At 36.0% G+C, this 25589-nt stretch carries 26 protein-coding genes and 3 pseudogenes; 13 read left to right on the top strand and 16 right to left on the bottom strand.

From position 1 onward, the window contains the following. The first annotated feature begins 113 nt into the window (after nucleotides 1-113). A complete protein-coding gene (locus tag CZ809_RS03080) occupies nucleotides 114-1358 on the top strand; it encodes an Nramp family divalent metal transporter (RefSeq protein WP_370738011.1) in 1245 nt (414 codons plus the stop codon). 41 nt (nucleotides 1359-1399) lie between these two features. On the opposite strand, the gene CZ809_RS20995 is transcribed toward CZ809_RS03080, so the two are convergent. The 4 genes from CZ809_RS20995 to CZ809_RS03065 form a co-directional block, all read right to left on the bottom strand. Beyond that, the gene (locus tag CZ809_RS20995) at nucleotides 1400-1666 is read right to left on the bottom strand and encodes a hypothetical protein (protein ID WP_107275545.1); all 267 of its coding nucleotides are present in this window, start codon (nucleotides 1664-1666) and stop codon (nucleotides 1400-1402) included. Nucleotides 1667-1797: 131 nt separating this feature from the next. Further along, nucleotides 1798-3246: a tyrosine-type recombinase/integrase gene (locus CZ809_RS03075; protein ID WP_080155956.1), complete on the bottom strand. Its 1449-nt coding sequence runs from the start codon at nucleotides 3244-3246 to the stop codon at nucleotides 1798-1800. A 385-nt stretch (nucleotides 3247-3631) separates the two neighbouring features. Beyond that, nucleotides 3632-4141, bottom strand: coding sequence for a carboxymuconolactone decarboxylase family protein (locus tag CZ809_RS03070; RefSeq protein ID WP_080155955.1), 510 nt, complete (start codon nucleotides 4139-4141; stop codon nucleotides 3632-3634). A gap of 32 nt (nucleotides 4142-4173) precedes the next feature. Continuing rightward, on the bottom strand, nucleotides 4174-4776 hold the full coding sequence (locus CZ809_RS03065) for a glutathione S-transferase family protein (protein ID WP_080155954.1): 603 nt from the start codon (nucleotides 4774-4776) through the stop codon (nucleotides 4174-4176). 121 nt (nucleotides 4777-4897) lie between these two features. Between CZ809_RS03065 and CZ809_RS03060 the strand changes: the two genes are divergently transcribed. Continuing rightward, nucleotides 4898-5437 carry a TetR family transcriptional regulator gene (locus CZ809_RS03060; RefSeq protein ID WP_080155953.1) on the top strand — a complete coding sequence of 180 codons (540 nt, stop codon included), beginning with the start codon at nucleotides 4898-4900 and terminating at the stop codon, nucleotides 5435-5437. A 455-nt stretch (nucleotides 5438-5892) separates the two neighbouring features. Here CZ809_RS03060 and CZ809_RS03055 read toward each other — a convergent pair whose 3' ends face one another. Both CZ809_RS03055 and CZ809_RS03050 read right to left on the bottom strand, forming a co-directional pair. Beyond that, nucleotides 5893-6270, bottom strand: a complete 378-nt coding sequence (locus CZ809_RS03055) for a cupin domain-containing protein (protein ID WP_080155952.1) — start codon at nucleotides 6268-6270, stop codon at nucleotides 5893-5895. A 99-nt stretch (nucleotides 6271-6369) separates the two neighbouring features. After that, nucleotides 6370-6618 (bottom strand): DinI-like family protein, encoded by a 249-nt coding sequence (locus CZ809_RS03050; protein WP_080155951.1) that lies wholly within the window; start codon nucleotides 6616-6618, stop codon nucleotides 6370-6372. A gap of 268 nt (nucleotides 6619-6886) precedes the next feature. Between CZ809_RS03050 and CZ809_RS03045 the strand changes: the two genes are divergently transcribed. From CZ809_RS03045 to CZ809_RS03030, 4 genes are all read left to right on the top strand, one after another. Beyond that, complete coding sequence (locus tag CZ809_RS03045) at nucleotides 6887-7366, top strand: YbhB/YbcL family Raf kinase inhibitor-like protein (protein ID WP_080155950.1); 480 nt, start codon at nucleotides 6887-6889, stop codon at nucleotides 7364-7366. A 99-nt stretch (nucleotides 7367-7465) separates the two neighbouring features. Further along, on the top strand, nucleotides 7466-8239 hold the full coding sequence (locus tag CZ809_RS03040; RefSeq protein ID WP_080155949.1) for a helix-turn-helix transcriptional regulator: 774 nt from the start codon (nucleotides 7466-7468) through the stop codon (nucleotides 8237-8239). 123 nt (nucleotides 8240-8362) lie between these two features. Continuing rightward, a complete protein-coding gene (locus CZ809_RS03035; protein WP_080155948.1) occupies nucleotides 8363-9250 on the top strand; it encodes a LysR family transcriptional regulator in 888 nt (295 codons plus the stop codon). A gap of 126 nt (nucleotides 9251-9376) precedes the next feature. After that, a complete protein-coding gene (locus CZ809_RS03030) occupies nucleotides 9377-9649 on the top strand; it encodes a hypothetical protein (protein ID WP_080155947.1) in 273 nt (90 codons plus the stop codon). Nucleotides 9650-9713: 64 nt separating this feature from the next. Here CZ809_RS03030 and CZ809_RS03025 read toward each other — a convergent pair whose 3' ends face one another. Then, nucleotides 9714-10166: a protease inhibitor I42 family protein gene (locus tag CZ809_RS03025; RefSeq protein ID WP_080155946.1), complete on the bottom strand. Its 453-nt coding sequence runs from the start codon at nucleotides 10164-10166 to the stop codon at nucleotides 9714-9716. Nucleotides 10167-10354: 188 nt separating this feature from the next. On the opposite strand from CZ809_RS03025, the gene CZ809_RS03020 reads away from it, so the two are divergent. The 4 genes from CZ809_RS03020 (at nucleotide 10355) to CZ809_RS21100 (ending at nucleotide 12767) form a co-directional block, all read left to right on the top strand. After that, nucleotides 10355-10552 carry a YwbE family protein gene (locus CZ809_RS03020; RefSeq protein ID WP_080155945.1) on the top strand — a complete coding sequence of 66 codons (198 nt, stop codon included), beginning with the start codon at nucleotides 10355-10357 and terminating at the stop codon, nucleotides 10550-10552. A 115-nt stretch (nucleotides 10553-10667) separates the two neighbouring features. Continuing rightward, a complete protein-coding gene (locus CZ809_RS03015; protein ID WP_080155944.1) occupies nucleotides 10668-11438 on the top strand; it encodes an endonuclease in 771 nt (256 codons plus the stop codon). A 128-nt stretch (nucleotides 11439-11566) separates the two neighbouring features. Beyond that, entirely contained in the window at nucleotides 11567-12265 is a 699-nt protein-coding gene (locus tag CZ809_RS03010) for a class I SAM-dependent DNA methyltransferase (RefSeq protein WP_080155943.1), read from the top strand. 331 nt (nucleotides 12266-12596) lie between these two features. Continuing rightward, nucleotides 12597-12767: a hypothetical protein gene (locus CZ809_RS21100; RefSeq protein ID WP_158258910.1), complete on the top strand. Its 171-nt coding sequence runs from the start codon at nucleotides 12597-12599 to the stop codon at nucleotides 12765-12767. Nucleotides 12768-12985: 218 nt separating this feature from the next. Here CZ809_RS21100 and CZ809_RS03005 read toward each other — a convergent pair whose 3' ends face one another. From CZ809_RS03005 to CZ809_RS02995, 3 genes and pseudogenes are all read right to left on the bottom strand, one after another. Beyond that, entirely contained in the window at nucleotides 12986-13720 is a 735-nt protein-coding gene (locus CZ809_RS03005) for a hypothetical protein (RefSeq protein WP_080155942.1), read from the bottom strand. 153 nt (nucleotides 13721-13873) lie between these two features. Then, nucleotides 13874-14029: pseudogene (locus CZ809_RS21095) on the bottom strand (DUF6559 family protein); the annotation flags it as partial. A gap of 63 nt (nucleotides 14030-14092) precedes the next feature. After that, nucleotides 14093-14731, bottom strand: coding sequence for a nuclease-related domain-containing protein (locus CZ809_RS02995; protein ID WP_080155940.1), 639 nt, complete (start codon nucleotides 14729-14731; stop codon nucleotides 14093-14095). 222 nt (nucleotides 14732-14953) lie between these two features. Between CZ809_RS02995 and CZ809_RS02990 the strand changes: the two genes are divergently transcribed. Then, a complete protein-coding gene (locus tag CZ809_RS02990; protein ID WP_080155939.1) occupies nucleotides 14954-15214 on the top strand; it encodes a helix-turn-helix domain-containing protein in 261 nt (86 codons plus the stop codon). Between the two features lie 27 nt (nucleotides 15215-15241). On the opposite strand, the gene CZ809_RS02985 is transcribed toward CZ809_RS02990, so the two are convergent. Beyond that, nucleotides 15242-16333 (bottom strand): alkene reductase, encoded by a 1092-nt coding sequence (locus CZ809_RS02985; protein ID WP_080156545.1) that lies wholly within the window; start codon nucleotides 16331-16333, stop codon nucleotides 15242-15244. Nucleotides 16334-16467: 134 nt separating this feature from the next. Between CZ809_RS02985 and CZ809_RS02980 the strand changes: the two genes are divergently transcribed. After that, nucleotides 16468-17388 (top strand): LysR family transcriptional regulator, encoded by a 921-nt coding sequence (locus CZ809_RS02980; RefSeq protein ID WP_080155938.1) that lies wholly within the window; start codon nucleotides 16468-16470, stop codon nucleotides 17386-17388. 40 nt (nucleotides 17389-17428) lie between these two features. Continuing rightward, complete coding sequence (locus CZ809_RS02975) at nucleotides 17429-17644, top strand: DUF3653 domain-containing protein (RefSeq protein WP_080155937.1); 216 nt, start codon at nucleotides 17429-17431, stop codon at nucleotides 17642-17644. Nucleotides 17645-18279: 635 nt separating this feature from the next. Here the strand turns inward: CZ809_RS02975 and CZ809_RS02965 are convergent. From CZ809_RS02965 to opgC, 5 genes and pseudogenes are all read right to left on the bottom strand, one after another. Continuing rightward, entirely contained in the window at nucleotides 18280-19227 is a 948-nt protein-coding gene (locus tag CZ809_RS02965) for a hypothetical protein (protein ID WP_080155935.1), read from the bottom strand. A gap of 418 nt (nucleotides 19228-19645) precedes the next feature. After that, a pseudogene (locus CZ809_RS21605) lies at nucleotides 19646-20057 on the bottom strand (secretin GspD/PilQ domain-containing protein). Then, nucleotides 19963-20874 (bottom strand): annotated as a pseudogene (locus tag CZ809_RS02955) (ISNCY family transposase); the annotation flags it as partial. The pseudogenes CZ809_RS21605 and CZ809_RS02955, both read right to left, overlap by 95 nt. Before the next feature lie 459 nt (nucleotides 20875-21333). Next, nucleotides 21334-23703 (bottom strand): cellulose-binding domain-containing protein, encoded by a 2370-nt coding sequence (locus CZ809_RS02950; RefSeq protein WP_080155934.1) that lies wholly within the window; start codon nucleotides 23701-23703, stop codon nucleotides 21334-21336. A gap of 362 nt (nucleotides 23704-24065) precedes the next feature. Next, the gene (gene opgC, locus CZ809_RS02945) at nucleotides 24066-25589 is read right to left on the bottom strand and encodes an OpgC domain-containing protein (protein ID WP_159447928.1); all 1524 of its coding nucleotides are present in this window, start codon (nucleotides 25587-25589) and stop codon (nucleotides 24066-24068) included.

The raw sequence follows: 25589 nt of genomic DNA, 5'->3' as shown, positions 1-25589 counted from the left end.
ATTAATATAGAAAAAACCATAAGTGAAACATAAGCACTCATATTTATTAATTAAATGATATTGATTCTCATTTGCATCTTAAGTAAAGTAGGCTCAAGACAAAGGAGTCACTTATGAATAAAGCATCTATTGCACTTTATATGCAGCCAACCCCATTTAGCTTAAAGTTAAAAAAGAAATTACTTTTATTAGGCCCTGCATTTATTGCTGCTATTGGTTATATTGATCCAGGTAATTTTGCTACAAATATTGAGTCGGGTTCAGCCTTTGGTTACCAACTTTTATGGGTCGTTCTGTGGGCTAATTTAATGGCGATGTTGATTCAATATCTGTCAGCTAAATTAGGGATAGTCACAGGTAAAAATTTAGCCGAACATTTACGAGATCATCTTCCTAAATGGGCAGTTGGTCCTTATTGGATTCAAGCCGAAATAATAGCGATGGCAACCGATCTTGCCGAGTTTATTGGTGCTGCTGTTGGTTTTCAATTATTATTTGGTATTAGCTTAATGGAAGGGGCTATTATCACAGCAATCGCAACAATGATGATATTAATGCTTAATAACAAAAGCCAAAAACCGCTCGAAGTCGTTATTGGTGCTTTATTATTATTAGTTGCCGTTATTTATATATTTGAATTATTTATTGCACCGCCAGCATCACATGCTTTAGTTACTGGATTAATTGTTCCAACATTAAATAGTCCTCACCAAATATATTTAGCCGCAGGTATTCTTGGTGCAACAGTAATGCCACATGTTATTTATTTACATTCAGCATTATTTAAAAATACGTACGGCGAAAAAGTTTCAACACGGTTACGCTCAACAAAATATGATGTATTAATTGCAATGGTTATTGCTGGGTTTGTTAATATCGCTATCGTAGCAATGGCCGCCGCAGTATTTCATTATTCTGGTAATAAAGATATTGCTGAAATAGAAACAGCATATAAAACATTAACACCGTTAGTGGGTAAATCAGCATCAGTTTTATTTGGTATTTCGTTAGTAGCATCAGGGCTTTCATCAACAGTTGTCGGCACAATGGCTGGTCAAGTTGTAATGCAAGGCTTTGTTAAATTTAGTATTCCAATGTGGGTGCGTCGTTCAATCACTATGATCCCATCATTTATCGTTATCGCTCTAGCGGTTAATACTACTGAGATTTTAGTCATGAGCCAGGTGGTGCTTAGCTTTGGTATTGCACTTGCAATCATTCCATTATTATACTTTACTAACAGCAAAGTCATTATGGGTAAATACAAAAATAATAAAGTTGTTTCTATATTAGGCTTAGTTATTGTCGCTATTGTATTAGCATTAAACTTATATTTAAGTTATACATTACTCGCTTAAAACTACAATCATAAGTCCTTTGTTAGCTCCCGTTAATATTATTAGCGGGAGTTTCGTTTATGACAATTCTTTTTCTTATATAATTCATTAAGTGCTTTATATTCTCGTTTTAAATCTTCATATTCTCTTTTTGATGCTGTCGATAACATCATTGGTAACCTTTTTTTAAAGCTATCTATTCGAGTCTCTAACCCTGTACAAGGTAATAAAGCATATTGTTGAGTATACTGTTGAAGTGTTAGAGCCGAGCTTGATGCCGTGAAAATAATGAACAACATCAATAATAATGTGCGTATAAATATCAACATAATTAATCCAATTTGTTATTTTTTACACGATAACATTTCTTTTAATATATAGCAGAATATGATGCTGTTATTATACTTAGGCTCAATTTTTCACAATAAATATTGAAACAAAATTTCTATAGTGTGAGGTATTAACGACCTGGAGTTACACCTTGTAATTCATCATCAGTTCGACGGTCATAACGCTGGGTTGTTGTAATACTACTGTGTCCCATAAACTTACTAACTAATAATAAATCATACCCTGAGCGTAATAAATTCGTTGCGACTGAGTGACGAAAATCATGGGGGGATATTTGACGAGAAAACCCCAATAGATGAATATGTTTACAAAGATCATTTAAAGTTTGAGTTGTTAAACGTTGTGACGTTAATTGCTGGTACCGATTAACACCACAAAAGAAAGTAGATATTTGTGGTGAATGTTGAGAACGGATATTAAGCCATTTTTCAATAGCGGCATAAAGATCACTACTTTTTGAAAAAGGGACATAGCGTTCTTTATTACCTTTACCCATAACACGTATTTTGCATAAATAAAGGTCAATATCATTGATATCAAGCCCAATGACTTCTGCACGACGTAAACCTGATTCATACATTAACCAAAAAATGGCATTGTCTCTTAATGCTTTTATTTTATTCGATTGTGTTAAAGTTAGTGCCGATATTTGGTCAACATCTGAATAACTTAAATAACGTCCACTTGATTGCCGTGAGCCTCGCGGCAGCTTTATAGCCTTAATTCGTTGTAAGGTTTCAATCGAAATCGATTCCGATAACCAAGCATGGTAAGCAACACCACGTAACATTCTTAATAAATTATCAGCCGTAGCCGGTGCATAATCTTGTTTTCTATCACTACTTTTCATCGTTAAGCGTGAAGATAAAAAAGATTGCATGGAGGTTTGTAGAACTGGAGCATAAAGAACACTATACCAATCCATTCTTTCTATACATGACCTTATACAAAAACAACTGAATGCTTCCAACATAATTTTCGCTTGAGACGTAAATTCAATCGCTAATGTTTTTTCCGTAATAAGAGCAGGAAGCCAACCTTGTTCTAAATTAATAGAAGGGTGGTTTTTAATTGAAAAATTACTGATAGCATATTGCCAGGTTTTGTATTGGGCTGTTGAAATCTGTTGCTGTTGATAAAAATAATCACCCACAGTGAAAAGTGCTTTTTTTAAGGGGTTAATGTGTAAGTTTTTTAGTGATCGCTGTGGATCATAAAATAGCCCCTTCATCTGAGCTTTTATTTTTGCACGATGGATAAGAAAGGCGGCCATTGCTTTTTCAATAAGAGTAGGGCTCGTTAATAGTGTGATCCAATCCATTCGATCGAAGGTTGATCCCAACATAAATCGACCAAATCTTTCTATTGTGTAACGAGCATTTGCTTGACCACCGGTCGTATCAGTCGCGGCCAATGAATTAATATACGCTAATGCTGGATTTGTTAAAAACTGATCCCGTTGACGGATCTGCTGACTGACTGCGGTTTGTTGTCGTAGTGTTCCCTGCCTAAGATTAAAGTCGTTATGTACTAGCGCGTTTGAAGGGTCGATCGTCATTGATTATAGTCTTTATTCTTGATCTGCTATAAGGGATATTATATAAGACTGACAAATTAAAACCATATAAATCTGTTACTTAGCGAAAAATAGCAAGATCATCAAAATCAATAAACACAGTTATTTTTGATCAAAAAACAACCACCAAAAAGAGGCTAAATTTTCATTTTAACGGGTAATGTATGGAAATGTTAAACCATATTAAAGTGTTACGCTGTAACTTTAAGGGTGTTTGTAGGGAATAATAGAAGAGTAAAGATCATAGATCATAGATCAGATACGGTGTCATATTAAAAAGTAATACTAAACCGTATCTAAGGGGGATTATTTAATATCATGATAACGAAATTTATATGATATGAGTGTTGCATAACAAGACAGATAACTAGTGATTATTATTTAAAATATCATCGATAAATGTTCTTTTAGAGAGCGAACAGCACACTGCTGCAAGACGCATCGCAGCATCAATACTTTGCTCTGTTTCATTACGTTCTAGCAAACTATTCACGTGAGAAGCAAGACACATATGGCCACCATTCATTAGCGAAACAACGACACACGCATAATGATAAGCAGTTTCATTTTTTATATTCAATGCGTGTAATGGTTGAAAATGAAGGCTATTTAAAGACCCACCTTGTTTGATATCAACAAATTGTCTCGCAATAAAATAAGGGTTAGTAACACCCATTCGTGAAATAGCATATTCAATATCTTGTAACGTATCCACATCTGGACGTTTGATCTGTTTACTAATATTTTCAACAACATACTTACTTTGAGAATTTAAAGCAGCCGCCCAAGTTGCATACACTAAATTATCATTTGTTAGATCTGTTTGCTTTGTTAACAGCGATGACAGAAGGGCTATTTGATCATCAATTACTGACATAAATAAATACTCATACTATGAATGTAAATAAATTAAAGAAACGTTGGTTGAATAAACCCAGCTAATGATTTGATGTTATTAAGCCAATTTTGAATATTTTTATAGTTATCTAAACTAAAAGAAGCTTCATCAATAAAGAGCAGTGTTGAAGCAACAGCAATATCTGCAATGGTTGGCGTATCGTTAACTAAAAATACGTTACCTTCTAATTGAGTGTTTAAGATCTGTAAAGCGCCATGCGTTATCATTTCACATTGTGGCAATAATTCTTCAGGTAACATTTTAAAAGCAGTAATTAATCGTGCTTTTTCAATTCCTTCATATAATTCATTACTGACTAAAGATAATAGCGAATCAATCTTAGCTGCGGTTGCAATATCTGATTCTGGATACCAATGCTCAGTTTGAGATTTTCTCGCTAAGTAACGCAAAATAGCCATTGAGTCAGTGACGATCAAGTGATCATCTGTCATGACCGGAACTTTACCTAGAGGGTTAATCGCTAAGAATTCAGGTGATTTTTGTTCGTTCTTACTCAAGTCAATAATTTGATCTTCAATATTAAAACCAAGTAGTGATGCAGCCAATCGCGTACGGTAGCTAGGTAAGGAATATGGAAAGCTATATATTTTCATTTTAATCTCTTTTTACACAAGTCTGTGTAAAATATTATAAGCTACTTTTTTTGAAACACAATCATTTTTATACAGACCTGTGTATAATCAAAAATAACGAATAAATAAGGCAATATAACAAATGACCAAACGGCAGAAATTAATTACGGGTTTTCTAGAACTAGCACAAAAAGAGGGTATCACTCTGACGGGGGTTGATACGATTGCTGAACACACTAAAATATCTAAGAAAACAATTTATAATAACTTTGGCAATAAAGAGGGGTTGGTAATCGAGGCATTAACTTCGTTTAGCCATAATATTCAACAAAATTGGGCTGAAGAATGGAATGTTATTGAGGATAAGAAAGAATTAGTTTTGGCTCGATTTAGTGAATTAGAAATGTTAATAACTAACCAACAATTCTATGGTTGTATCTTTATGGTTGCTTGTCGAGAATTTTCAGATGCACAGCATCCATTGCATCAGTTAGCAGTGAAGCATAAGCAGGCTTCTTACATTGAAACGCAAAAAAGATTGACTGCATTGGGCATTGAAAATTCTCAGTTAGCTTTTCATATTGAATTACTTTATGAAGGACTCATTGTTAAATTAATCGCACATAAAGACGTAACATTAATTTCAGATACAAAAGAAATTATACGTAATCTTATGAAATAAAACGAAGTACAATCAGCATTGTACTTAGACACCATAAAAGAATAACCACTCGAGATAATAAGAATATTGAGCGGTATTCTATCTGAGTGTAAATGCGTTGCTATTATTTTCTAAGGTACTCAGTACGATAGCCACAAATGCATAAAATGATACTTTTGCCTTCGAGATATTCTGATTGTCCACATTTTGGACAGACGAAATTTTTTATTAAAATATACATAAACACACCATATTATTTAACATATGTTCAATATATAGGATTAAATGATTGAGTCAGAATAGTTTTAATAACATGCGATAAAAACCACAAAATAAAAATAAGTGATGCATTTTTTTTCTAAATTATTGCTAATGCTTCCCAAAGCTAGTATTAATCAACACATTGTTTTATCTAAAAAAACTCTCACTTTAAAGAAAAAGAATGAGAGTTTTTTATACAACAATTTTGCTAATAATTACTTATCAACTTCAAAACCGAAGGTTTTATTCTGGATATATACCATGTCACAATCAGTGGTGTAGACAACACTGTGGATTCGGTTTGCTTTGATATAACCAGTTTGACCTGCTTTTAAGATCATCGGTTCGCCATCATTTACTAATTCACCATCAACACGAAGATGAAATTGAATAGCGATTTCGCCCGTTACAATAATAGACATATCATCATGTGGGTGATGGTGAGCATCTTCCACTGTGCCGGCTTTCCAACGTTCAAGTAATGCTGTTACACAATTGGTATTACTTTCATCTGTATCTCGAAAACTAAATCCTGGAAACTCAGGATCAACGGTAAAATCAGACCAAATGTCTTTTGAAATAAATGTATTCATAATAAAGGCTACCAATAAATAACAATAAACCTATTATAAACACTTATTAGTAACGTCATCAGTATCAATTTAGTAAGCTCAATGTGCAATTATAACGTATTACATATCGTAATTTGGTTGTTCTAACCAATCTTCAGCTTCATCAAACATTGCTTCGAGTTGTAATTCAACTTGTTGTTTATCTTCTTTTATACCACCCAATACGCTTATTTCATTACTTCCGCCTAAACGTACACGTACTAATGCATCAGGCCATGAGATTGCCATACGTCGAGTAAATTCGGATTCAACCTGGCAAAAAGTAGCTTCAGGCACATTATTTTTGTTAAGCATTAATTCAATACGCATATAAGTCCATCTATTATACTGGATAAAATAACACTGATTATAATTACAGTATAGTTATCTAGACAATTCAATTTATTTATGGTCTTGATTGGAAGAGCTTATTAACCTAATTCTCTATTCATCATATTATTTACAGATAAAAACATCACCAAAACACAAAAAGAGTCAAAAATAATATAATTAAGCGTTAATTTGACACTTAAAGGTGAAAATAAATCACAAAAAACTCGTATAGTAATGCCATCGACAACAAATAGAGCATATAATCATGTCAACATTTACAATGACAAGTAACAGTATTACTGAAGGTCAACACCACGAAAAGCGTTTTTCATTTAATAGTTTTGGTAATGATGGCGATAATATTTCACCGCAACTTGCTTGGGAAAATGCACCCCAAGGTACAAAAAGTTTTGCAGTAACATGTTTTGACCCAGATGCACCGACAGATTGTGGTTTCTGGCATTGGCAAGTAATTAACATTCCAGCATCAACACAGGAATTAGCTGAAGGGGCATCTTCACATCTTGCCGCTGGTTTAGAAATGCGTAATGACTATGGTTTTAATGGCTACGGCGGCGCATGTCCTCCTGAAGGTCATGGTGTTCATCGTTACGTCTTTACAGTATGGGCATTACCATGTGAGAAGCTAGAAGTACCTGATGATGCTTCATGTGCATTAGTCAGTTTCATGCTTAATGGTACAGCACTCGCTAAATCAACCATTACAGCGCATTACCAACGCTAATAATGTTGATTAAAAAGAAAAGCCTCAGTAATAGTAAAATGTTATGGGGCTTTCTTGATTGATAGCATTAATAATAGCAGATCGATAAAGGGGAATAGTTTGGCTTCAGTTGTTCAGTGCATCTATTATACAGGGCAAAAATCACAATCATTACGTAATGTACCCTTCATTTATCCATCGGTAGTTTGGGTGCAAACCGGTGTCAAAAAGCTGCAATGGCAAAATGATTGGATAAGCATAGATCGTAATAATTGGTTGCTAACGGCCGGTCATTCACAACATACATTTATTAATGAGCCCTCAAAAAACACTTTTTCATCATTACAATTGTGCTTTTTAACGCGACCTAGTACAGCTCTTATTCAACGTTCTCGCCAACATTCTCATCATAATACTGCGCCCAATTACTTGTTTGATGAAGAAGGTGAGTATCTGTTTATGAACTTGGTTAACATGCCAAAGTCATTACCGTGTAACGTTCAGCAGTGTTTGGTTAATGCTTTCTTTGAATACTTAGCCAATATCGGCAAGCTTCATCAACTGTTTAGTTATCAAGATTTATCATGGCGCGACAAATTGGTAGAGTTATTTAGACAGCAACCAAGCGAGCATCATAGTATTGAATCAGCCTGTCAGCATTTAGGATTAAGTAAGTCGACATTAATTCGACGTTTACGTGAAGAATCCACCCAGTTTCGAGAAGTTTTAGCAGAGTTGCGAATGGGTTATGCATTGACACTATTACAGCAACAACATTATACACAACTTGATTTAGCACAGTTATGTGGTTACCAGTCAGAAACACGTTTCGCACAGCGGTTTAAGAAACAATTTGGTTTATCACTAAAAGAATACCAACAAACAATGACTTAGATTTAAATAGACAGTTGTAATAAACGATAAAAATAAGTGACTGCATAAGATAATTGATAAGAATACAGTTATCATTTATTCTTTTTATCATAATTTATTGTAATGATCTTATGCGAGCGCCAGATGATAAATCCGCAATGGTTAACAACCTTTAAAACACTAGTCGAAACCGGGCATTTTACTCAAACCGCTGATCTTTTACATATGACACAACCAGGTGTTAGCCAACACATCAAAAAATTAGAACACGCTTGTGGTTATGAACTTATAACACGCTATAACAAACAATTTGAAATCACCGAACAAGGGTTGCGAGTTTATCAATTTGCCGAGCAGCAAACACACCAATATCAAACGTTAATGAATGACTTACAAACAGACAGTCCTTATGAAGGCACCTGCAAGCTTGCTTGTTCAGGCTCATTTGCATTATCGTTATATCCCCAGTTATTACACTTACAGCAGCAACATTCTAAATTGCATTTTCATCTAGAAGCCGCCCCTAATCATAAAATCTTAGATAACATTGAAAGTAATACGATAGATATGGGCATTGTTACTCAACAACCAGTAAACGATCTCTTTAAAACCACCTTAATCGGACAAGAAGCCTTATGTTTAGTCTTACCGCTACATTACAAAGATCATAATCTTACAGATGAAACCCTAACAACCTGCGGCCTTATTGATCATCCTGATGCACAATATTATTTATCTAAATACTTTCTACATTGTGGTCATAAACATTTAGCCGCAGTTAAAATCGAACAATTACCAATCACGAGTTACATCAATCAACTAAATCAGATTCTAGTTGCTGTTGCGGAAGGTATTGGCTTTACCGTATTACCACAAAGTGCCATTGACCATTTTACGAATAAGCATAAATTGTATGTTGTATCCCCCCCAAAGTTAGTCACTGAACAACTTTTCATTATTCAAAAACAGCACCGCCAATTACCTATTCGTTATCAAACCGTGACCTCATTATTAACATCATTATGTCAATAAATAATTAAATTGGTGATTAAACAAGCAATAACGGGTATGTTTAATTACATAATTTGATCTTCTCTATAAAATAAATATTAAATGGAAGATAAATAATTACCCGTATTTTACAAAAAGGGATCGCCCATGAAAAAATCAACGAAATCTGCATTGGTGGTACTTGGCGGAATCGTAATCTGTAGCCTAGTGTTTACAATGATCAAAAGTGAGCAGACCAAAAATAACGGCACGACAGCGCAACAGACAACACCAGCAACGCTAATAAAAAACAAGCCGTATAAATGCAGTGATTTTGATCCTAAAACTGGAGGATTAAAAGGTTGGACAGCGGATATGGGAATAGGGCCTGTAATACCCGAACAGTTACTTCCAAAAGATTGTCCCGCGCTTAAACAGTAGTCTTATATACAAAGCCCTCAATCAAAAGGGCTTTGTTTTTACATTAGCATAAATAACACGTCTATTACTGATGGACAGCAATCGTAATAGTTTTAGTTTCCCAATCTTCTTTTTCCCAAGAGCGACCATAATTTAATTTTAATTCACCGACTCCCTTTGTTACCGCTTTAAAAGTGTAAGTTCTTAAACCACTACAACCTGTCATGCCTTTCTGACACTGCTCTGAGTTGTGATAATCAATACTCAATAGCATCAATGCATTTGGCATAGAACGTAATGCCCATGAAAAACCCGTAGAAGGACTTGCTGGTAGGCTTAACTGAAAAGTTTGATTAAGCTTAATTTTTACCGCTTGTTTATTATCGGTTGGCAAGCAAGTATGTTGTGGTGTTTTACTATAGTTGCCCGTTACAATGCTTGTAAAACCCGCATCACAGGTTGGTTGTGATGTTTGTTCTGCCGCAGCCACATTGAAACTCATCAATCCTAAAGCTGCGACTAATCCAATATATTTCATATCCTTTGACCTTTATTTATCTGGCTTATTTATCTTTTAATACTAGCAATAAACCCTTACTCAAGGCTGTATCAATAAGCTACTTCCGTTAATTGTGTATATTAAATAATCATCTTTTAATATTAAGTTGCGTTTTACTGTAAAAACTCAATAATACAATTTCAAAAATTAAAAACAAAAGAGTCAATATGTCAGGCACTAACCGTTCAAATATTCACGTTGGATTAGATGTACAAATTGTATTAAAGCAAGATCAACGTAGTGGAAAACTAACATCAGGTACGGTAGAGAAAATCCTCACTAATTCTCCCACACACCCACATGGTATTAAAGTACGTCTAACCTCAGGCGATGTAGGGCGTGTAAAAGTGATCGTTTCCGAATAAGCCCCGTTTAACTATTACTAATTTTTAAATAACTAGGCCAAAACTATAACGCTTTGGTATTTCACCGCGTCAGTCTATTGACGAATTAAACGCGCCTAATAAAAAAGAGAACACCGTGAACCGAACTAATATTATTCTACTCAGTGTGGCACTATTGCCGACGCTTGCATTTGCACAATCGCCACAAGGTAACACAACTAACCAATCATTCAGCAAAGCAAAAAAAATCATGCAACAGCAGATTTATACTAACCCTGTTGATATGAAAACTATTTACTGTGGTGCTGATTTTAATAATAAAAAATACGTTACCTTACCATCAGGCTTTACGACAGACGTGTATAAAAAGCGCGTTAAACGTTGGGAGGCTGAGCATGTTGTGCCAGCGGAGAACTTTGGTCGCTCATTTTCAGAATGGCGTGAAGGCGCAAAAGTGTGTGTTGATAGCAAAGGTAAATCATTTAAAGGTCGTAAGTGTGCTGAAAAAGCAAACGCAGAATACCGTTTAATGCAATCAGACCTTTATAACCTCTATCCAGCGGTAGGTGCGGTTAACGCGGCTCGTCAAAATTACAATTACGTCATGTTGCCTAAAACAGTTAGCAAAGACTACCGTTCATTTGGTAGCTGCGACATGATCATTGATAAAAAAGACCATGATGCACAGCCACCAGAACGCGCTCGTGGTGTTATCGCACGAACTTACATGTATTTTGAAGCGGTATACCCAAGCTACAAAATGAGCCGTCAACAACGTCAACTTATGAGTGCATGGGACAAACAATACCCAGTATCAAAATGGGAATGCCAACGCGCCACTAAAATCCAAAAGATTCAAGGCAATGTTGATCCTATCTTAGCTTCACGCTGCAAAAATATTGGTTAATATTAACGTATTCACCTTTTTCTGAATCCACGTTTAACGACGTGGATTTTTTTATATTTGATTTATGACAACTCAACAATAGCGATTACAATAGAGCAATAAATTCATTGTAATAAAAAGGGATCACAATGTCTGAGTTATATTCAAAACATGCGGTTAAATATGACGGCATGATTCAAACCAATATTTACAACGCCATGTATGATTTTCCAAGTATGACGTCACTAATCGGTAACGTTACAGGGCTTGATATTGTTGATCTTGGCTGTGGCTCTGGTGTTTATGCGCAATATTTTATTGATAATCATGCCGCTAAAGTAACATGCATTGACGCATCACCAGAGATGATAGAGATAGTGCAGACCAAACTGGGCACACAGGTAGATACCCATGTCATCGACATATCACAAGGGTTAGCAGTAATTGAGACGGGTAGTGCTGATCGGGTTATTAGTGCCTTGATGATACATTATCTTGCAGACCTTAATAAGTTATGTGCAGATGTTAGCCGCATTCTAAAGCAGGGTGGAGAATTTGTATTTTCAACTCACCATCCCTTTGCTGATTTCAACGATTCTGCATCTGATAATTATTTTCAACGTGAACTAATAACGGATATGTGGAATACCGTTGGCGAGCCCGTTAAAGTCCAATTTTATCGTCGCGCATTAAGTGAGATAACCACCGCACTGACAAATAATGGCTTGGTGATCAGCGCATTAACTGAAGGTCAGGTGTTAGAACAAGCAAAAACGATTTGCGAAAAAACCTATCATTTCTTATCAACTAAGCCAAACTTCCTATTTATCAAAGCAGTAAAAGTCTAGTTAATTTTAGTTCTGTGTATCTTATTATGGATGCACGTATTGCCTCTGCTTTTTATAAATTGTTAACAACAACCAATATTCGTAATGCCAATGTTATGATCTTGGTGGAATTATCGACCACTGATAGCATTGATAACAAGCGTTAGTTATCAAAAACAAACTAAACTATATTAATATTTCATTATTTGTAGTCTTATATGCTACGCTATAAATGTAACGAGCTAGAAATACAATAGCATTGAGCATTTACTTAGTTAAACTATTGTATTGATATATAATTTAACCGTAGTAATACAACAAATAACATCATTTATCGGAGTACCATTTATTAATGAGCAGCAATCGTAGAACCCAGAATCAATTAGCTACACTTACAAAAAAGCTTTCTAAGTTACAAGCCATGTCTAAATCTACTAGAGATGGTGCAAGTAAAGCACGTTACACTGCCGAAATTGAAAAAATTGAAATAGAGCTTAGTAAGCTTAAAGAAACTGAAGAATAGAATCTTTCTATTCATGACGTTTGGCCTACTACTATTTCGACAATAGTAGTAGGTTAGTCAACCGTGTCATTACCGCCATTGTTACTCACGCATACCCATCGCAAGCAGCATTTCTCCTAAAATCCGCACTGACTTTTAACCACTTTATTGTTCAACGTAGATCAAGCCGTTTTCATTATTGCTACTGTTATTTATCCCCTATAGCGGATAAATGATGGCTATAGTATCGCTGCACCAACAGAGAAATTTTTATCAGTATGCGTCATTATTGCTTGAGTGGTTTCTTTTATGCTTTTGTTTAAAAGAGGAATAAATTTGTAATCGAGCTTATAAGCGATAATTGAAGGTGCATTCCCAGAGAGAGAGATCACACTATCAGAATTAGAACCCCATACTTTTTCTGTTCCAACCAAATTATTTAAGAATACCTTTGAAAGTGGATTAACATTAATAGGATAATCTTTTGCCTCAATGTATTGACCATACTTAGAGCTAAGATGATTAACTAAACTGGCATAGAAATACTTTTTTTCTTCTGGGGGTAGACCGCTAACGAAAAAAGTAACGTTTACTTGATAAAGTGCTTGAGATTGACGAGTAAAAAACAAACTGATGTTTGCACTTTCTCCTGCAACAGTTGCTCTGTAAGAATAGGTTCGTGCATCAGGGTTACTATTAATGTGTTTTTCATTATATTTACCATAGATAAATGAAGAGCCAACATTAACAGCGAGTTGCCTTTCTTTAGCTTGTTTTTTGAAAGCTAAAATATTCATACCGTATTTCCAACCATCAAAAGTCGCAAACTCACTCATTCCATAATCGTAAGCTTCTTCACATGGAAAATCTTGAAACGTTAGTTTACCATCAACAGAACACTTATAGATTTCTGAGGCAAATAAAGGGCAACTAATAAGCATAAAGCCCATTAAAAGCAGTTTGTTATACTTCATATTCATCCTTGAATTAATATCACACAGTCCTTAATAAACACGAAGCATATTATTGCATTGTATGGAATGGAATGGTAGAAAATAGGGCTTGAATGATATTGCGAGTATAGAAACAATTAAGGCGCAATAAATGTAGAGTAGCTACCGTGAACGTTAATAACGACTCCCCATACCAAAGCGGTTTGACATGTCATCATCTATTTGACCACCTTTCCATCCACCGAAAACAAGAAGATTAAGCACATCCTGCCCAGTGTAATCATTTCCTTCAAAGAAATAGTGTGACACATCATTACGTAAAAATTTCAGAATTCCCTTCATAAAACCGTGAACAATTAGCAACATGAAGTGTTAGCCACGGATTTGTATTCATTATAAAGCCTGTCTCTTAGACAAATTCTGCAAATGTAATTTATCTGTCTGCTCATTATCAGGCAAACGCAAAAACGCCAAACGACCATAGCAAAACTGAATCCGATTTAAACTCATTACATTATCTTCATGTTTGTTCATCCAATCTCTAATACCATTTAATAACACCACATCTTTTGGACGTGGCGTTTTAAATTCGCCATCACCAGTAAACACCACTAACGACTTAACTTGATCAGTTGGCACAAAATCGAATAGGGCTTGAACTGCTTTGATATGTTTGTAATTTTGATGAATAGGGTTCTGAAACCGTGAGCGCTTTTTAAATAAGATCTGCATCCATTGCTTCTGTTTAGCATCACCATAAATCCAACCGCTATAATGCTTAGTTTCAATGACAAATACGCCTTTAGTGCAAATCAGAATATGATCAATTTGGGTTGTACTACCATCAATGGATAAAGTCACGTTATTGACGACAATCCCTGTCACTTGCTCATGTATTAAATAGGAATTTACGCTTTTTGAAACAAGACGTTCACCAATGTTTAGGGTGTATCCTTTCTGTTTCTTATGATAAAAGACAATGCCGCAAATGAAAGCAACAAATAAACCCAATACATACCAAAAACTAAACATAATCAACCTCATAAAATATGAGCATAAATTTATCATTGCATACAAAAACTTACCATCAAATTAATGCATCAAGATTTATATGTTTTAAACACTGTGATTCAACACGACTGATTATTAAGCATGATATAAAGATAAAAGAGTCAATTGGTTATATAACTTATCCGCTGTAAGGGATAAAATTCAAATATCCCCTATAGCGGATATAAATAGTATGGTGACCCGATGCAAATAACATCAGCAAAAATGCTCGCAAATGCAGTAAGAGATCAACGAAAAACGCGTAATATCACCCAAAGCGAAACCGCTAAATTGGTCGGTATCAAACAAAATACAGTATCAGCGTTTGAAAATAATCCCGATGGTACAAAACTAGAAACACTATTTAAACTATTGGCAGCATTAGATCTCGAATTACATCTTCAGCCTCGTAATACCACCGCAGAGCCACAAACTAATACTCAAAAATGGAGTGAAGAGTGGTAAACATCAGTGTGTTAACCGTTGGTTTGATTAACCCAGAGCAGGATAATCAGTATAACCGTGCTCATTCCCACCAAACAGCGTAGTACCATCCAATTCAGCTAACGGTTGTTGGTGTTGTAACCGCGAAACAAAATCAGGATTAGCAACAAACGGACGCCCGAACGCAACCAAATCAGCATAGCCTTTATTTAGCACTTCATCAGCCCGCGCTTGAGTATAACTGCCCGCGACAATGATCGTATTGGTGAAATAGCCACGCAACTCAATTCTAAACTGCTCAGGGATCACTGGTGCATCATCCCAATCCGCTTCCGACAAATGCAAATAGCCAATATCACGGGCTTGAAGCTGTTTTGCCGCCTCTAAAATGGTCGGCACAATATCAGGGCAATTCATGTCTTTAAATGTAATGAAAGGCGCAAGTCGAACACCTACTTTATGCGCACCAATCACATGACTTACCGCATCAACGACTTCTAATAAGAAACGAATACGGTTCTCTCTAGTGACACCGTAACTATCTGTACGATGATTAGAATTAGTACGTAAGAACTGATCGATAAGATAACCGTTACCACCGTGAATTTCGACACCATCAAAGCCTGCATCAATCGCCCGTTTCGCAGCATGAGCAAAATCAGCTACCACTCGTTCAATATCTACTTGGGTCATTGCTCTTGGTTCGACACAATCAACCATGTTGCCATTACCTTGTTCATCAGCAATCCACACTTTGGTTTCTACTGGTTTAAGTGCTGATGGCGCAATAGGTTTACCACCATCTTGAAAGGTAGGATGAGACACGCGGCCCACATGCCATAGCTGACAAAACATTGCCGTACCTTTCGCTTTTGCCGCTTGAGTCACCGTTTTCCAGCCAACGACTTGTTCATCAGTATAGACACCTGGAGTGAACGAATAGCCTTGTGAATCATCTGAGATCTGGGTTGCTTCCGAGATAATTAATCCTGCACTGGCACGTTGTTGATAATAATTCGCCATCATCACGTTTGGAATATTACCCGGTTGACTACTACGCGCTCGTGTCATCGGTGCCATCACAATACGGTTTTGTAAATTCAGTGATTTAAGCTGTGTTGGTTCAAAAAGCTTGCTCATCATCGACATCTTCATTTCCTTTCTGTCTAATCTTGTTTGATGGTGTCAGTATATTGATTTGATAGAATTTGATAATTGGGTAAAATTTAAAATGATTATTCGGGTGAGCTGAACAATAAACACAAGGAAAGGGCATGGATAAGTTTTCTGACATGACGTTATTTATCAGCATCGTCAAAAACCAAGGCTTAGCGGCAGCAGGAAGAGAGCTAGGATTATCACCAGCAACCGTCACCGCAAGGCTGCAAGCATTAGAAGATCGCTATGGGGTTAAGTTACTCAATCGCAGTACAAGGCATCTCTCTTTAACAGAATCTGGCGCAATGTATCATCAAGCCAGCTTAGAGATTATCGACAGCGTTAAAGAGACAGAAAACTTACTCCAAACCGGTAGCCAAGAAGTGCGCGGAACGATAAAGATCGCAGCGCCCCGAGACATAGGCAAGCAATACATATCACCTATAATTTCAGCGTTTTGCGAATTATATCCCGACGTTGTGCCATACTTATATTTAGACGATAAACTCACCAACTTAGCGGAATCAGGCATAGATATTGTTATCCGTTATGGCGAACTGGCAGACAGCAACCTAATCTCGCGCAAACTGGCATCCAGCAGACGCGTATTGTGTGCAACACCTCAATATTTAGCCAATAAAGGCACACCGATCACACCGCAAGATCTCGCTGATCATCATTGTTTAGCCATGATACGCAGTAATGAAGAACTGAAAACATGGCATTTTAGCGACGACACCCAACACAACGTTATAACCGTATTACCCAAACGATTCTCAGATGATGGCGAAGTGATTCGTCAATGGGCATTAGATAGCGCAGGTATAGCATTAAAGTCGATTTTAGATATTGAGCAAGACATTAAACAACAGCGACTGGTCACCGTGCTTGATGGATATATGAAGAACTTCAATGCATCGACATCATCAGCCGGTGCAGACTTAAATGTGATTTACCAAAGCCGCCAATACCAACCCAAACGGCTGCGACTGTTTATTGATTTCTTGATAGCGCGATTTGCGGAAAGGTTAGGGTAGTTGTCGTTATTATTTTTACTCATCGTGGGCAACACGTTTAATGAGAATGTACGCTTATCGTGAATTATCACCCCTTGATGATGATTGGCTGGGCTGGAAGATATCTAAAGGAAAGCTGATTACCCCTAATGGTTGGCCGTTAACACCAAATAGGATCATTATGGGTAATGCTCTTATAGAGATAGGGGCAGCTGATGAACTTCGTTTTCAACGAGAAGTATTACGTACAGCTAGGATGCTTAAAAAGTTAAAATAATATTATCGAGCCTGTTGCTTAGGCTGGCTCGATAATAATACAAAGACTATTAATAATTACATTTAAACGAAAAAAATGTTGGGTATAATAAAACCTCGGGACAACACTTAATCATCTAGATAATATAAAATAAAAGTTAGTTATGTTCCTTATATTAAGCAAAAATATTGAGAATGTAAATACAGTAATAAAACCATAAAAAATAGCAGCGTAATCTTTGAAAGAGTCAAGACTAGAAACAGATATAAATATAAAGTTAAATAAAAGATTAAATAACTCTAATAATAATAAAAAAATAAAGTTTATAACTAGCAGTCGATATAATGATATTTTTTTGTTATCTAACACTCTTTCTGTCATAGATATTTTAAGGTCTGTGATATTTTTCTCTGATGCAGATGCTAATATTGTCAAACAAGTTATTGAGAAACCAATTAATATAGCTAAACAATTTACAATTAGAGACGCTATGTCTTTTAACTCTGAAACTTTAATGTTTTCATAAACGAAAAAATACAAAACAAAAGATAAAAAAAATGAAATCCCCCATTCAAATGTTAACTCATTCCTTTGAGATATAATAAAGTAATCTTTTATAGGGTGTACATATTCACAATACATTTTTGGCTGACTAATCATATTAATGTGCTCATTTCTATAAACATTTCATCAGAAATAATTACACCATCAATAATATTTGTTTCAACTTCAATAGTTTTCCTTAATTTGAATAACTCTGTATCAATAATTGATTTCTTACCTAAATCATCATAAACCTCAACTTTCATTCTATTTATGTGTGAAGTTCCTTTTGTATACTCATTATAGTAATCATCTAGCATATCAATTAAATCATCAGTCGCTTTTAATGTTATTTGTAAATCACTAGTATAAGTTTTCATTTTATTAGAATATCTAGCGAACTCAGAGCCATGTATTAGATCTTTCTCAATATATATATGACCAAATCCAATTTTTGTTGCATCATGAAGAGCTACCGTGAAATTATTATTAGGAACAAATGCAGTAGAGAATCTATAACTACCATCAGGCTTATCTCCTAAAAGTAATTGTATATCTTTAGGCTGATTCTCAAAATCTTTTTTAAGGCCAGTAACAAATATATGTTTAAAATCATTAAAATACTGAGTAATTCCTCTTGCTGTAATACCGTTTATTCTTTCTTCTATTAATAATAAAACATAATCTTTTTTAATATATAACTTAACATGGGTAAGTTCCTCATCGCCTTCAGTCATGCTTCGTGGATTATCTTTTGTTTCTAATGTTTGTTTATCAATTACGGGCGGTCTATATTCATATTTAGCCGAAGAAAAAATAAGATGATAACAATCTTGAGTAATAACATTTATGGCCTTTAAAAAATGAAATTTTTTTCGTCCTTTCATTTCAATATCCACAAGACGTTCTTCATTAGGGAGAGTTCTAATAAAATTAATTACATTAATAAAGTTATCAACCCCCATAAACACGGGATCATTCACTGGAGTTCTTAATTTTTTTACGCGTAAATGATAAAAACCTATAGATTTAGTTACTTTTTTTTTCTGAATAACTGCCATTTAAAACTCCTAATTAATTAGTTAAAGAATAAATCATGATCAATATTTAATTTAAATGAAAAATAAAAAACACACATAATTGATAACAATTCCTATTACTTGATTTTGTACTTAATAAGAATCCAACTTACTCGAAATTAATTCCTAGCCTATATTAACTTTAACATTGCCAACACACTTAAAGTTCCTACAAGTCAAATAGATACAAAATCATAGATAGCCAACCACCTATGTATGCGCACAAATTTAACATTATGCAACTTGTTTTAAAAGTTAATTTATAAGATTTGTTTTATATACGTACACGTAATGATTAGATATTCCGTCATGTGGATAACAAAAAAGCGCGTTATCCACAATCCTAATGGAGTGGGGAACGCGCTTTTAGTTTTGGCCTCCAACCACAAAGTTTTAAAAGCTAAATAATAGTGGCCTTTATCAATACTGATAACTGATTATTGCTCTCTCTGTCTGATGTAGAACCAAAGAGCGAGCCTATTAGTGGTATATCTTTTAGAATCGGCACTCCCGTATCATTATTTCTTGATTCCTCACCAACCAAGTATGATTGATTGACCATCTTTAGCTTGAATCACTGTCTGTATCTGGCGGTTATTGGTGATGATGTCGCTTGCTATATCACTATTGCTGACACTGCTTGATGTTTGGTTAATGTCCATCAATACCGTATCACCAATGATATGCGGTGTTACTCGTAGTGATACACCTACGTGTCGATTCACGTAATGGTCGATGCATGTTTTTAGGATATTGAGCAGCTTTAGCAAAATGTCGGTTAAAATCAGTGATAAAGTCGGGGAGCCACGCATTAGCTTGTTCAATATTATCAATGTGTTGTAAACGCATTTCTTTGACTAAGCGATCTTGTAAGGTTTTGTTGGCACGCTCAACACGACCTTTGGCTTGAGAGCTGTTTGCGCAAATCAATTCAATGTTTAAGTCATGCAATACACGACCAAACTGAGTCATACGGTTGGTTTTTGCATCCCGTTTACTGACATGAAATACCGCATGCCTATCACTATAAAAAGCAGTGGGTTTGCCATGGTGTTCAACATATTCACGCGTGGCGACCATGTAATCAAACGCAGATTCTGTTTCACTAAAACGTAAGTTCATCAGTTTGCCGGTGGCATCATCAATGAAAACCAACAAACAACATTTGTTACTGCGGCCTTCAAACCAATCATGATGTGAGCCATCTATCTGAATTAACTCACCATAACAATCACGACGATGACGAGGTTGATAAACACGAGGCTTACGTTTGAAATGTGGTACCCAAAAGCCATCAGCGATCATCCATTGGCGTAAGGTTTCTAATCCAATTTTAATATTGTGACGTTCAATCAATTTTTCACGTGCTAACGTGGGTCCAAAGTCTGAGTAATATTCGTGGATGAGATTTAAAATACGCAGCCTATGATTATCATCATAACGATGATTACTTGGCACGCCGCGTTGTTGTGAAAGTAATCCGCCAGCACCGAACTGAGTAAAGCGTTTTACTAATCGTGATACTTGACGACAACTCAAGTTAAGTCGACGGGCAGCTTCAACACCAGTAATTTGTTTATCACAAACATCTTGAATAACTTTTATTCGGCTTAAATCATTTTCAGTCATAGTGAGCAACATTTATTGATTCCAGTTCATAGCAAAACCTATGATCTGAAGATAGTTCAACATGACATTTCTAACGGGTTAAAACCGGACATTTCTAAATGGGACTTACACATTCAGTGCGCATTATGTACCTTATGTTAAATAGGATATCAGGCATTGATAACATCATACAGCTACACATAGGATATTGATTAATAATAGATAAATACACTCTCTCGCAATTTTTTGATTGTGTATTTAACAGTATTCGCTATTTACCATAAAGTACATAATTAACACTTATTCTAAGATGCTACCTCAGACATTCTGTATTCGGTAGCCCCTTAGAAACATGTAATTATTAAACCTAATTTGATCAGGTTTACAAAATAGATCACCACAATATAAACGCAAAAAATAACCCTGTTTCGAAAAACAGGGTTTAAATTTATTACAAACTTAATACAGCAACTATTTTGCTTACTGTGGGTTAAGTCCTAATTTTTGTAGCACTAGCTTAAAGTTGGCTTGGCGTTCTTTAATGTTATGAACATCACCTGTAGAACAAGTTGAATCTGGGCAGCCACGGTTCACAATACCAGAAACATCATCAATAAATTCAGTTCCTTGTAGGCCACCGCTAACATACTTTTTCAGTTCGTTGTAATAGTTCCAATCTGCATAATCACCACCTTCATTAGAGTATGCTTGCACTGATGTTACCCAATAGAATAAGCCTGCAATCCATTTGATCTCTTTATTCTTCTCAGAACTACAGATTAAGCCTGGGTTTGAACAGAAATCAAGATCAGCATATAGCGGGTTTACAGGTGGCGCTTCAACTGTTACACCATCAATGGTTTGACCAATTGTTGCAGGATCAACATGTGAACGGCCTAAATAATGGTTTAACGTACCAAAGTTTTGACGACCTGTGGTTTGAATAACGCCACGTCCCCACCAACCACAGCCCTCAACACTTTCTTGGCTGCTGCCATCCCATAAGAACGTACCAGCTTTTTGACCAACGTAGATTTTACACTCATCACGTTCCCATACTTGCTTTGAAGTATCGATTTTGTCTGGCACTGCATTACAATGACCATTGTTAGTCCAGCGTCCTACATGACCATTAACCAGCAAGCCTTGCTCTTCTAATACGGCATCGGGAGCTGCAAATACAGGTGCTGGTGCGCCGTACCATTTTGCATGGGTTAACGCACTGACTTCCATTTTATTATCACGCGGACAAGAATAGGCATAATCTAAACCTGATACTGGGTTAACACCGTAGTCTGCGTATTTTTGACCTAACTGACCACAACTCGCTGACATTGGGTAATCGGCAGGTGCGCCATATTTAATTTCAGACCAATTGTTTTCATCACATGCGTTATAACGGATTGTCTCTTGCATGCTTTGTGCTAAGAACGCAGCAATGGCGACTTTGGCATAAATAATATTAGTGGCATCATCTGCTTCATCAGTCAATAACCAGAACTTATTACCCGCGACACCAATATTGTGCATCGCATTAAGGCCATCAAGGAAGTCATTCCATTTATAAACGGTCGATGGCACCCATTGTGATTGCGGAGTTTCATAGAGGAAGGCTTCATTATCCATGACATCTGAGGCATTAGTTAACTCAGTATTAAGTGCTTCAATACGTGTTAATGAGCCTTTTTCGAGTTCTTCACCAACGTAATATAATGGCACTTTCGCACTTTGGTAAGTTTCAATTTTACTGGTTAAATCTGCGCTGTCTTTATCAAATAAAATCGCAAATATATTGCTGTGAGCCGCTTTACGAATTTGCTGATCACGTGTTGTTTGACCCATAAAATAATTCGCAGCTTGCTCGGTTGGAATATTAGCAAGCATTGCAGGCGTCTTAATATAATCCGTAACTTGTTTTACATATTCAAGTGCGTTGTGCCATTGCTCAGTTGATAATGCAGCCGTTGTTGTTGATTTGGTAAAGCTAATAAAGTCAGCTTTGGTTAATGACTCTGCTTTGTAAACATCGAGAGTATTTAATAGATCTGCGGTGGCACTTGATGCAGCATTCCACACAGATTGGCGACCAGAATGGGTATCAAATGCAAAATCACCAATGCTGAAAGACCAACCAAAACTCGCTTCAGGAGCAAGCGTGGTTAGAATTAAGTTGTGAGCTTGTGACCAACCTTTCAAATCATCACTAAGGGCATTAATTTTATCAATATCAATGCTAGCTGCGGTTGTATCTACGGCTTTGAGTAATGCCTCTTTAACCGCAATAACACCCAGAGACTGACCTTTATCTAATGTTGCTTTATCAAGCACATCACTGCTAATAATGACAGATGAACGCCCTGCTTGTGTCGCCGTCTCTATGATAGAAACAAACTTAGCGGTTAACTTATTAACATCAGCAAGATCTTCAGTAGCACTCGTTGCAATAGTTATTGTTGGCGGTGCCGTTGATGTTGGGCTCGCAACCACAAAATCATTTGGCCATCCAGCAACTTCAAGGCGTACAGGATCCATTGGATTTGGTAATGAAAGTACAGCCGCAGTACCTGGCTCAGATCCATCACAATTAAGATGTAGAGTCCATGAGCTATCACTTCCAGGAACTGATTGAGTCCAATAAACAGCAGAATAAGCAATATTTTTGTTAACCATTATATCGCCAGTACCAGCGTGATCACCCCGCGTCCAATCAGGATAAACATTAAATTCATCACATAATCCCGCAGAAGCCAAAGGTGCAACACTTGATATCTGATTAACATCAGACGCACACACATAACCGCTAAGCATAGTACTGAATATCGCTATTGTTATTTTATTTATTTTTCTCACAAATTAATTCCTTCTATGTTCATGCATTTAAATAGATCAAAAATCTAATCTGAGTAGTTATTGGCTAAAAATATTGTTCATTGGCTATAAATACAGCACCTTATGTAACAGTTTTTTAATTACTTGCTAACTTATTTATCATTGCAAATTAAAAGCCACAATATGCAACCACTCAATATCAATGAAATATGATCGTTTGATCAAAGAAAAAAACAGTAAGAAGAGAGTATGGATTTTATAAATGTGAGATTGAGCCTAAACAATAAAAGCTGTAGCTAACTGTTGTAAGTGCCCTTTTTATCAAAAATCACCGAATGGCAGCACTCAATTATTGTTAATTGAGTGCACTGTTTTAAACCATATTAAAAATTAATGGTTTGAGTTTGTGGTCCTCTATGAGCAAATTTCGCTTGCTCCATTGATACTGGTGTATCTAATGGTGGGTTGTTTGAATAACCAAAACGTTCAATAGGCATACCATTGTTACCTATTGTTAAATTATAATCACCGTCGTTATCTTGAAATACAAGTACCGCATAATTCCCTGAGGGTAATGCACCTATTGTGACTCCTTGTGCTAATTTTTGTGGCGAATAGGCATTTGAATATACCGAGGGATATTGGGTTAAATCATCTTTTTCATCGTAAACCAATACTAATACTGATGTTTTGGGATCATTAATATTGGTAACTTTTATTGTTAACGGGGAAACACCTTCTGCGCTGACAATATTACCAAGCATGATGAAACTCAACATTACACTAAAGCCACTGACCCAATGTAAGCGACTTACTGTATGTGTGTTTAGTTTTTCCGACAGCAATGCTGCTATCCATAATGTTGCAGCAAAAGCGATGATAAGTAGCATGTAATATGATTCTAAACGAAGATTATGCAGTAACGGTGCGCTTAAATAGACAATAACAACTTGCCAACTGAACACACGTAATGAATGACGGCCAATATAACTTAATGCTTTAATATGAAGAGCATTAGGATAACGTTGAATAATAACAGCAATCAAATAAACCCATACGGTGATGTTTAAGGTCCGTAACCAACCAAGTTCAGGTTTATCCGCATATGAAGACAACATCCACCGCTGAATACCATAATCACTGAATACACCGTAGTGCGCAGCAAAAAGACCCGTTGCAATAATCACGGCAATAACGGTTAAAGCAGGATGCTGCCAGCGTAATGTTTTATTTTGTAACATAAATCCAAGGGTTGATCCGCCGACAAACAATAGTTGCCATGCAAAAAGATTAAAATAACCCAGTTGTAGTTTAAAACTCGAAAAAACAAACGAGAATAAAGGCAGCAATATTGTTGTATTAAGCTCTTTACTAAAAATCCAGAGAATAATACTGATGCTAACAACCGCCCACCCTAACCCTTTACGGTATGCCATAATAAGCACAGGCAACAACAACATGAAAATAATATAGAGTGGCAGAATGTCAAAATAGTTAGGTTGATTAACCAACACAACACTGGCTATCAATGTCTTAAAGGGGCTTTCTAATACATTCTGTGCACTGTGTTCAAGCATAGGTAAAGCTGATGGTAATAAATATGCTGCGATAAGAATCCATGCAAACACTATCAACAAACAACCGATATGATAACGGTAGATACTAAATGCTCGGTGCCATGCCTTAGTGATAGTCTCGGTATTGGTTAATGATTCTCGACTGTATATAGCCCCGGCAAGTAAGCCAGAAATAAACACAAAACATTCAGCAGCACCAAACTGCCCTAAAGGCTGTAAAGTCACATTTTGAATGACAGAATACCCGCCACTTATCCATATTAAGTGATTGATTGTCATTAATAATAGTAATAAACCTCGAATACTATCTAACGCTGCTATCCTTTTCAT

It is taken from the genome of Photobacterium piscicola, from assembly GCF_900166965.1.
Taxonomy (GTDB): domain Bacteria; phylum Pseudomonadota; class Gammaproteobacteria; order Enterobacterales; family Vibrionaceae; genus Photobacterium; species Photobacterium piscicola.
Note: the sequence above shows the minus strand (reverse complement) of the source record. Positions and strands in the feature narration are given on the sequence as shown.

Excerpts from the sequence above, each read along its gene's own strand:
- CZ809_RS03045 (WP_080155950.1), top strand. The coding sequence starts at position 6,887 with ATGTCAACATTTACAATGACAAGTAACAGTATTACTGAAGGTCAACAC.
- CZ809_RS03060 (WP_080155953.1), top strand. The coding sequence starts at position 4,898 with ATGACCAAACGGCAGAAATTAATTACGGGTTTTCTAGAACTAGCACAA.
- CZ809_RS02980 (WP_080155938.1), top strand. The coding sequence starts at position 16,468 with ATGGATAAGTTTTCTGACATGACGTTATTTATCAGCATCGTCAAAAAC.
- CZ809_RS21100 (WP_158258910.1), top strand. The coding sequence starts at position 12,597 with ATGAGCAGCAATCGTAGAACCCAGAATCAATTAGCTACACTTACAAAA.
- CZ809_RS03025 (WP_080155946.1), bottom strand. The coding sequence starts at position 10,166 with ATGAAATATATTGGATTAGTCGCAGCTTTAGGATTGATGAGTTTCAAT.
- CZ809_RS03080 (WP_370738011.1), top strand. The coding sequence starts at position 114 with ATGAATAAAGCATCTATTGCACTTTATATGCAGCCAACCCCATTTAGC.
- CZ809_RS03030 (WP_080155947.1), top strand. The coding sequence starts at position 9,377 with ATGAAAAAATCAACGAAATCTGCATTGGTGGTACTTGGCGGAATCGTA.
- CZ809_RS03050 (WP_080155951.1), bottom strand. The coding sequence starts at position 6,618 with ATGCGTATTGAATTAATGCTTAACAAAAATAATGTGCCTGAAGCTACT.
- CZ809_RS02965 (WP_080155935.1), bottom strand. The coding sequence starts at position 19,227 with ATGGCAGTTATTCAGAAAAAAAAAGTAACTAAATCTATAGGTTTTTAT.
- CZ809_RS03020 (WP_080155945.1), top strand. The coding sequence starts at position 10,355 with ATGTCAGGCACTAACCGTTCAAATATTCACGTTGGATTAGATGTACAA.
- CZ809_RS03075 (WP_080155956.1), bottom strand. The coding sequence starts at position 3,246 with ATGACGATCGACCCTTCAAACGCGCTAGTACATAACGACTTTAATCTT.
- CZ809_RS03010 (WP_080155943.1), top strand. The coding sequence starts at position 11,567 with ATGTCTGAGTTATATTCAAAACATGCGGTTAAATATGACGGCATGATT.
- CZ809_RS02990 (WP_080155939.1), top strand. The coding sequence starts at position 14,954 with ATGCAAATAACATCAGCAAAAATGCTCGCAAATGCAGTAAGAGATCAA.
- CZ809_RS03070 (WP_080155955.1), bottom strand. The coding sequence starts at position 4,141 with ATGTCAGTAATTGATGATCAAATAGCCCTTCTGTCATCGCTGTTAACA.
- CZ809_RS03055 (WP_080155952.1), bottom strand. The coding sequence starts at position 6,270 with ATGAATACATTTATTTCAAAAGACATTTGGTCTGATTTTACCGTTGAT.
- CZ809_RS02985 (WP_080156545.1), bottom strand. The coding sequence starts at position 16,333 with ATGAGCAAGCTTTTTGAACCAACACAGCTTAAATCACTGAATTTACAA.
- CZ809_RS02995 (WP_080155940.1), bottom strand. The coding sequence starts at position 14,731 with ATGTTTAGTTTTTGGTATGTATTGGGTTTATTTGTTGCTTTCATTTGC.
- CZ809_RS02975 (WP_080155937.1), top strand. The coding sequence starts at position 17,429 with ATGAGAATGTACGCTTATCGTGAATTATCACCCCTTGATGATGATTGG.
- CZ809_RS03035 (WP_080155948.1), top strand. The coding sequence starts at position 8,363 with ATGATAAATCCGCAATGGTTAACAACCTTTAAAACACTAGTCGAAACC.
- CZ809_RS03065 (WP_080155954.1), bottom strand. The coding sequence starts at position 4,776 with ATGAAAATATATAGCTTTCCATATTCCTTACCTAGCTACCGTACGCGA.
- opgC (WP_159447928.1), bottom strand. The coding sequence starts at position 25,589 with ATGAAAAGGATAGCAGCGTTAGATAGTATTCGAGGTTTATTACTATTA.
- CZ809_RS20995 (WP_107275545.1), bottom strand. The coding sequence starts at position 1,666 with ATGTTGATATTTATACGCACATTATTATTGATGTTGTTCATTATTTTC.
- CZ809_RS03005 (WP_080155942.1), bottom strand. The coding sequence starts at position 13,720 with ATGAAGTATAACAAACTGCTTTTAATGGGCTTTATGCTTATTAGTTGC.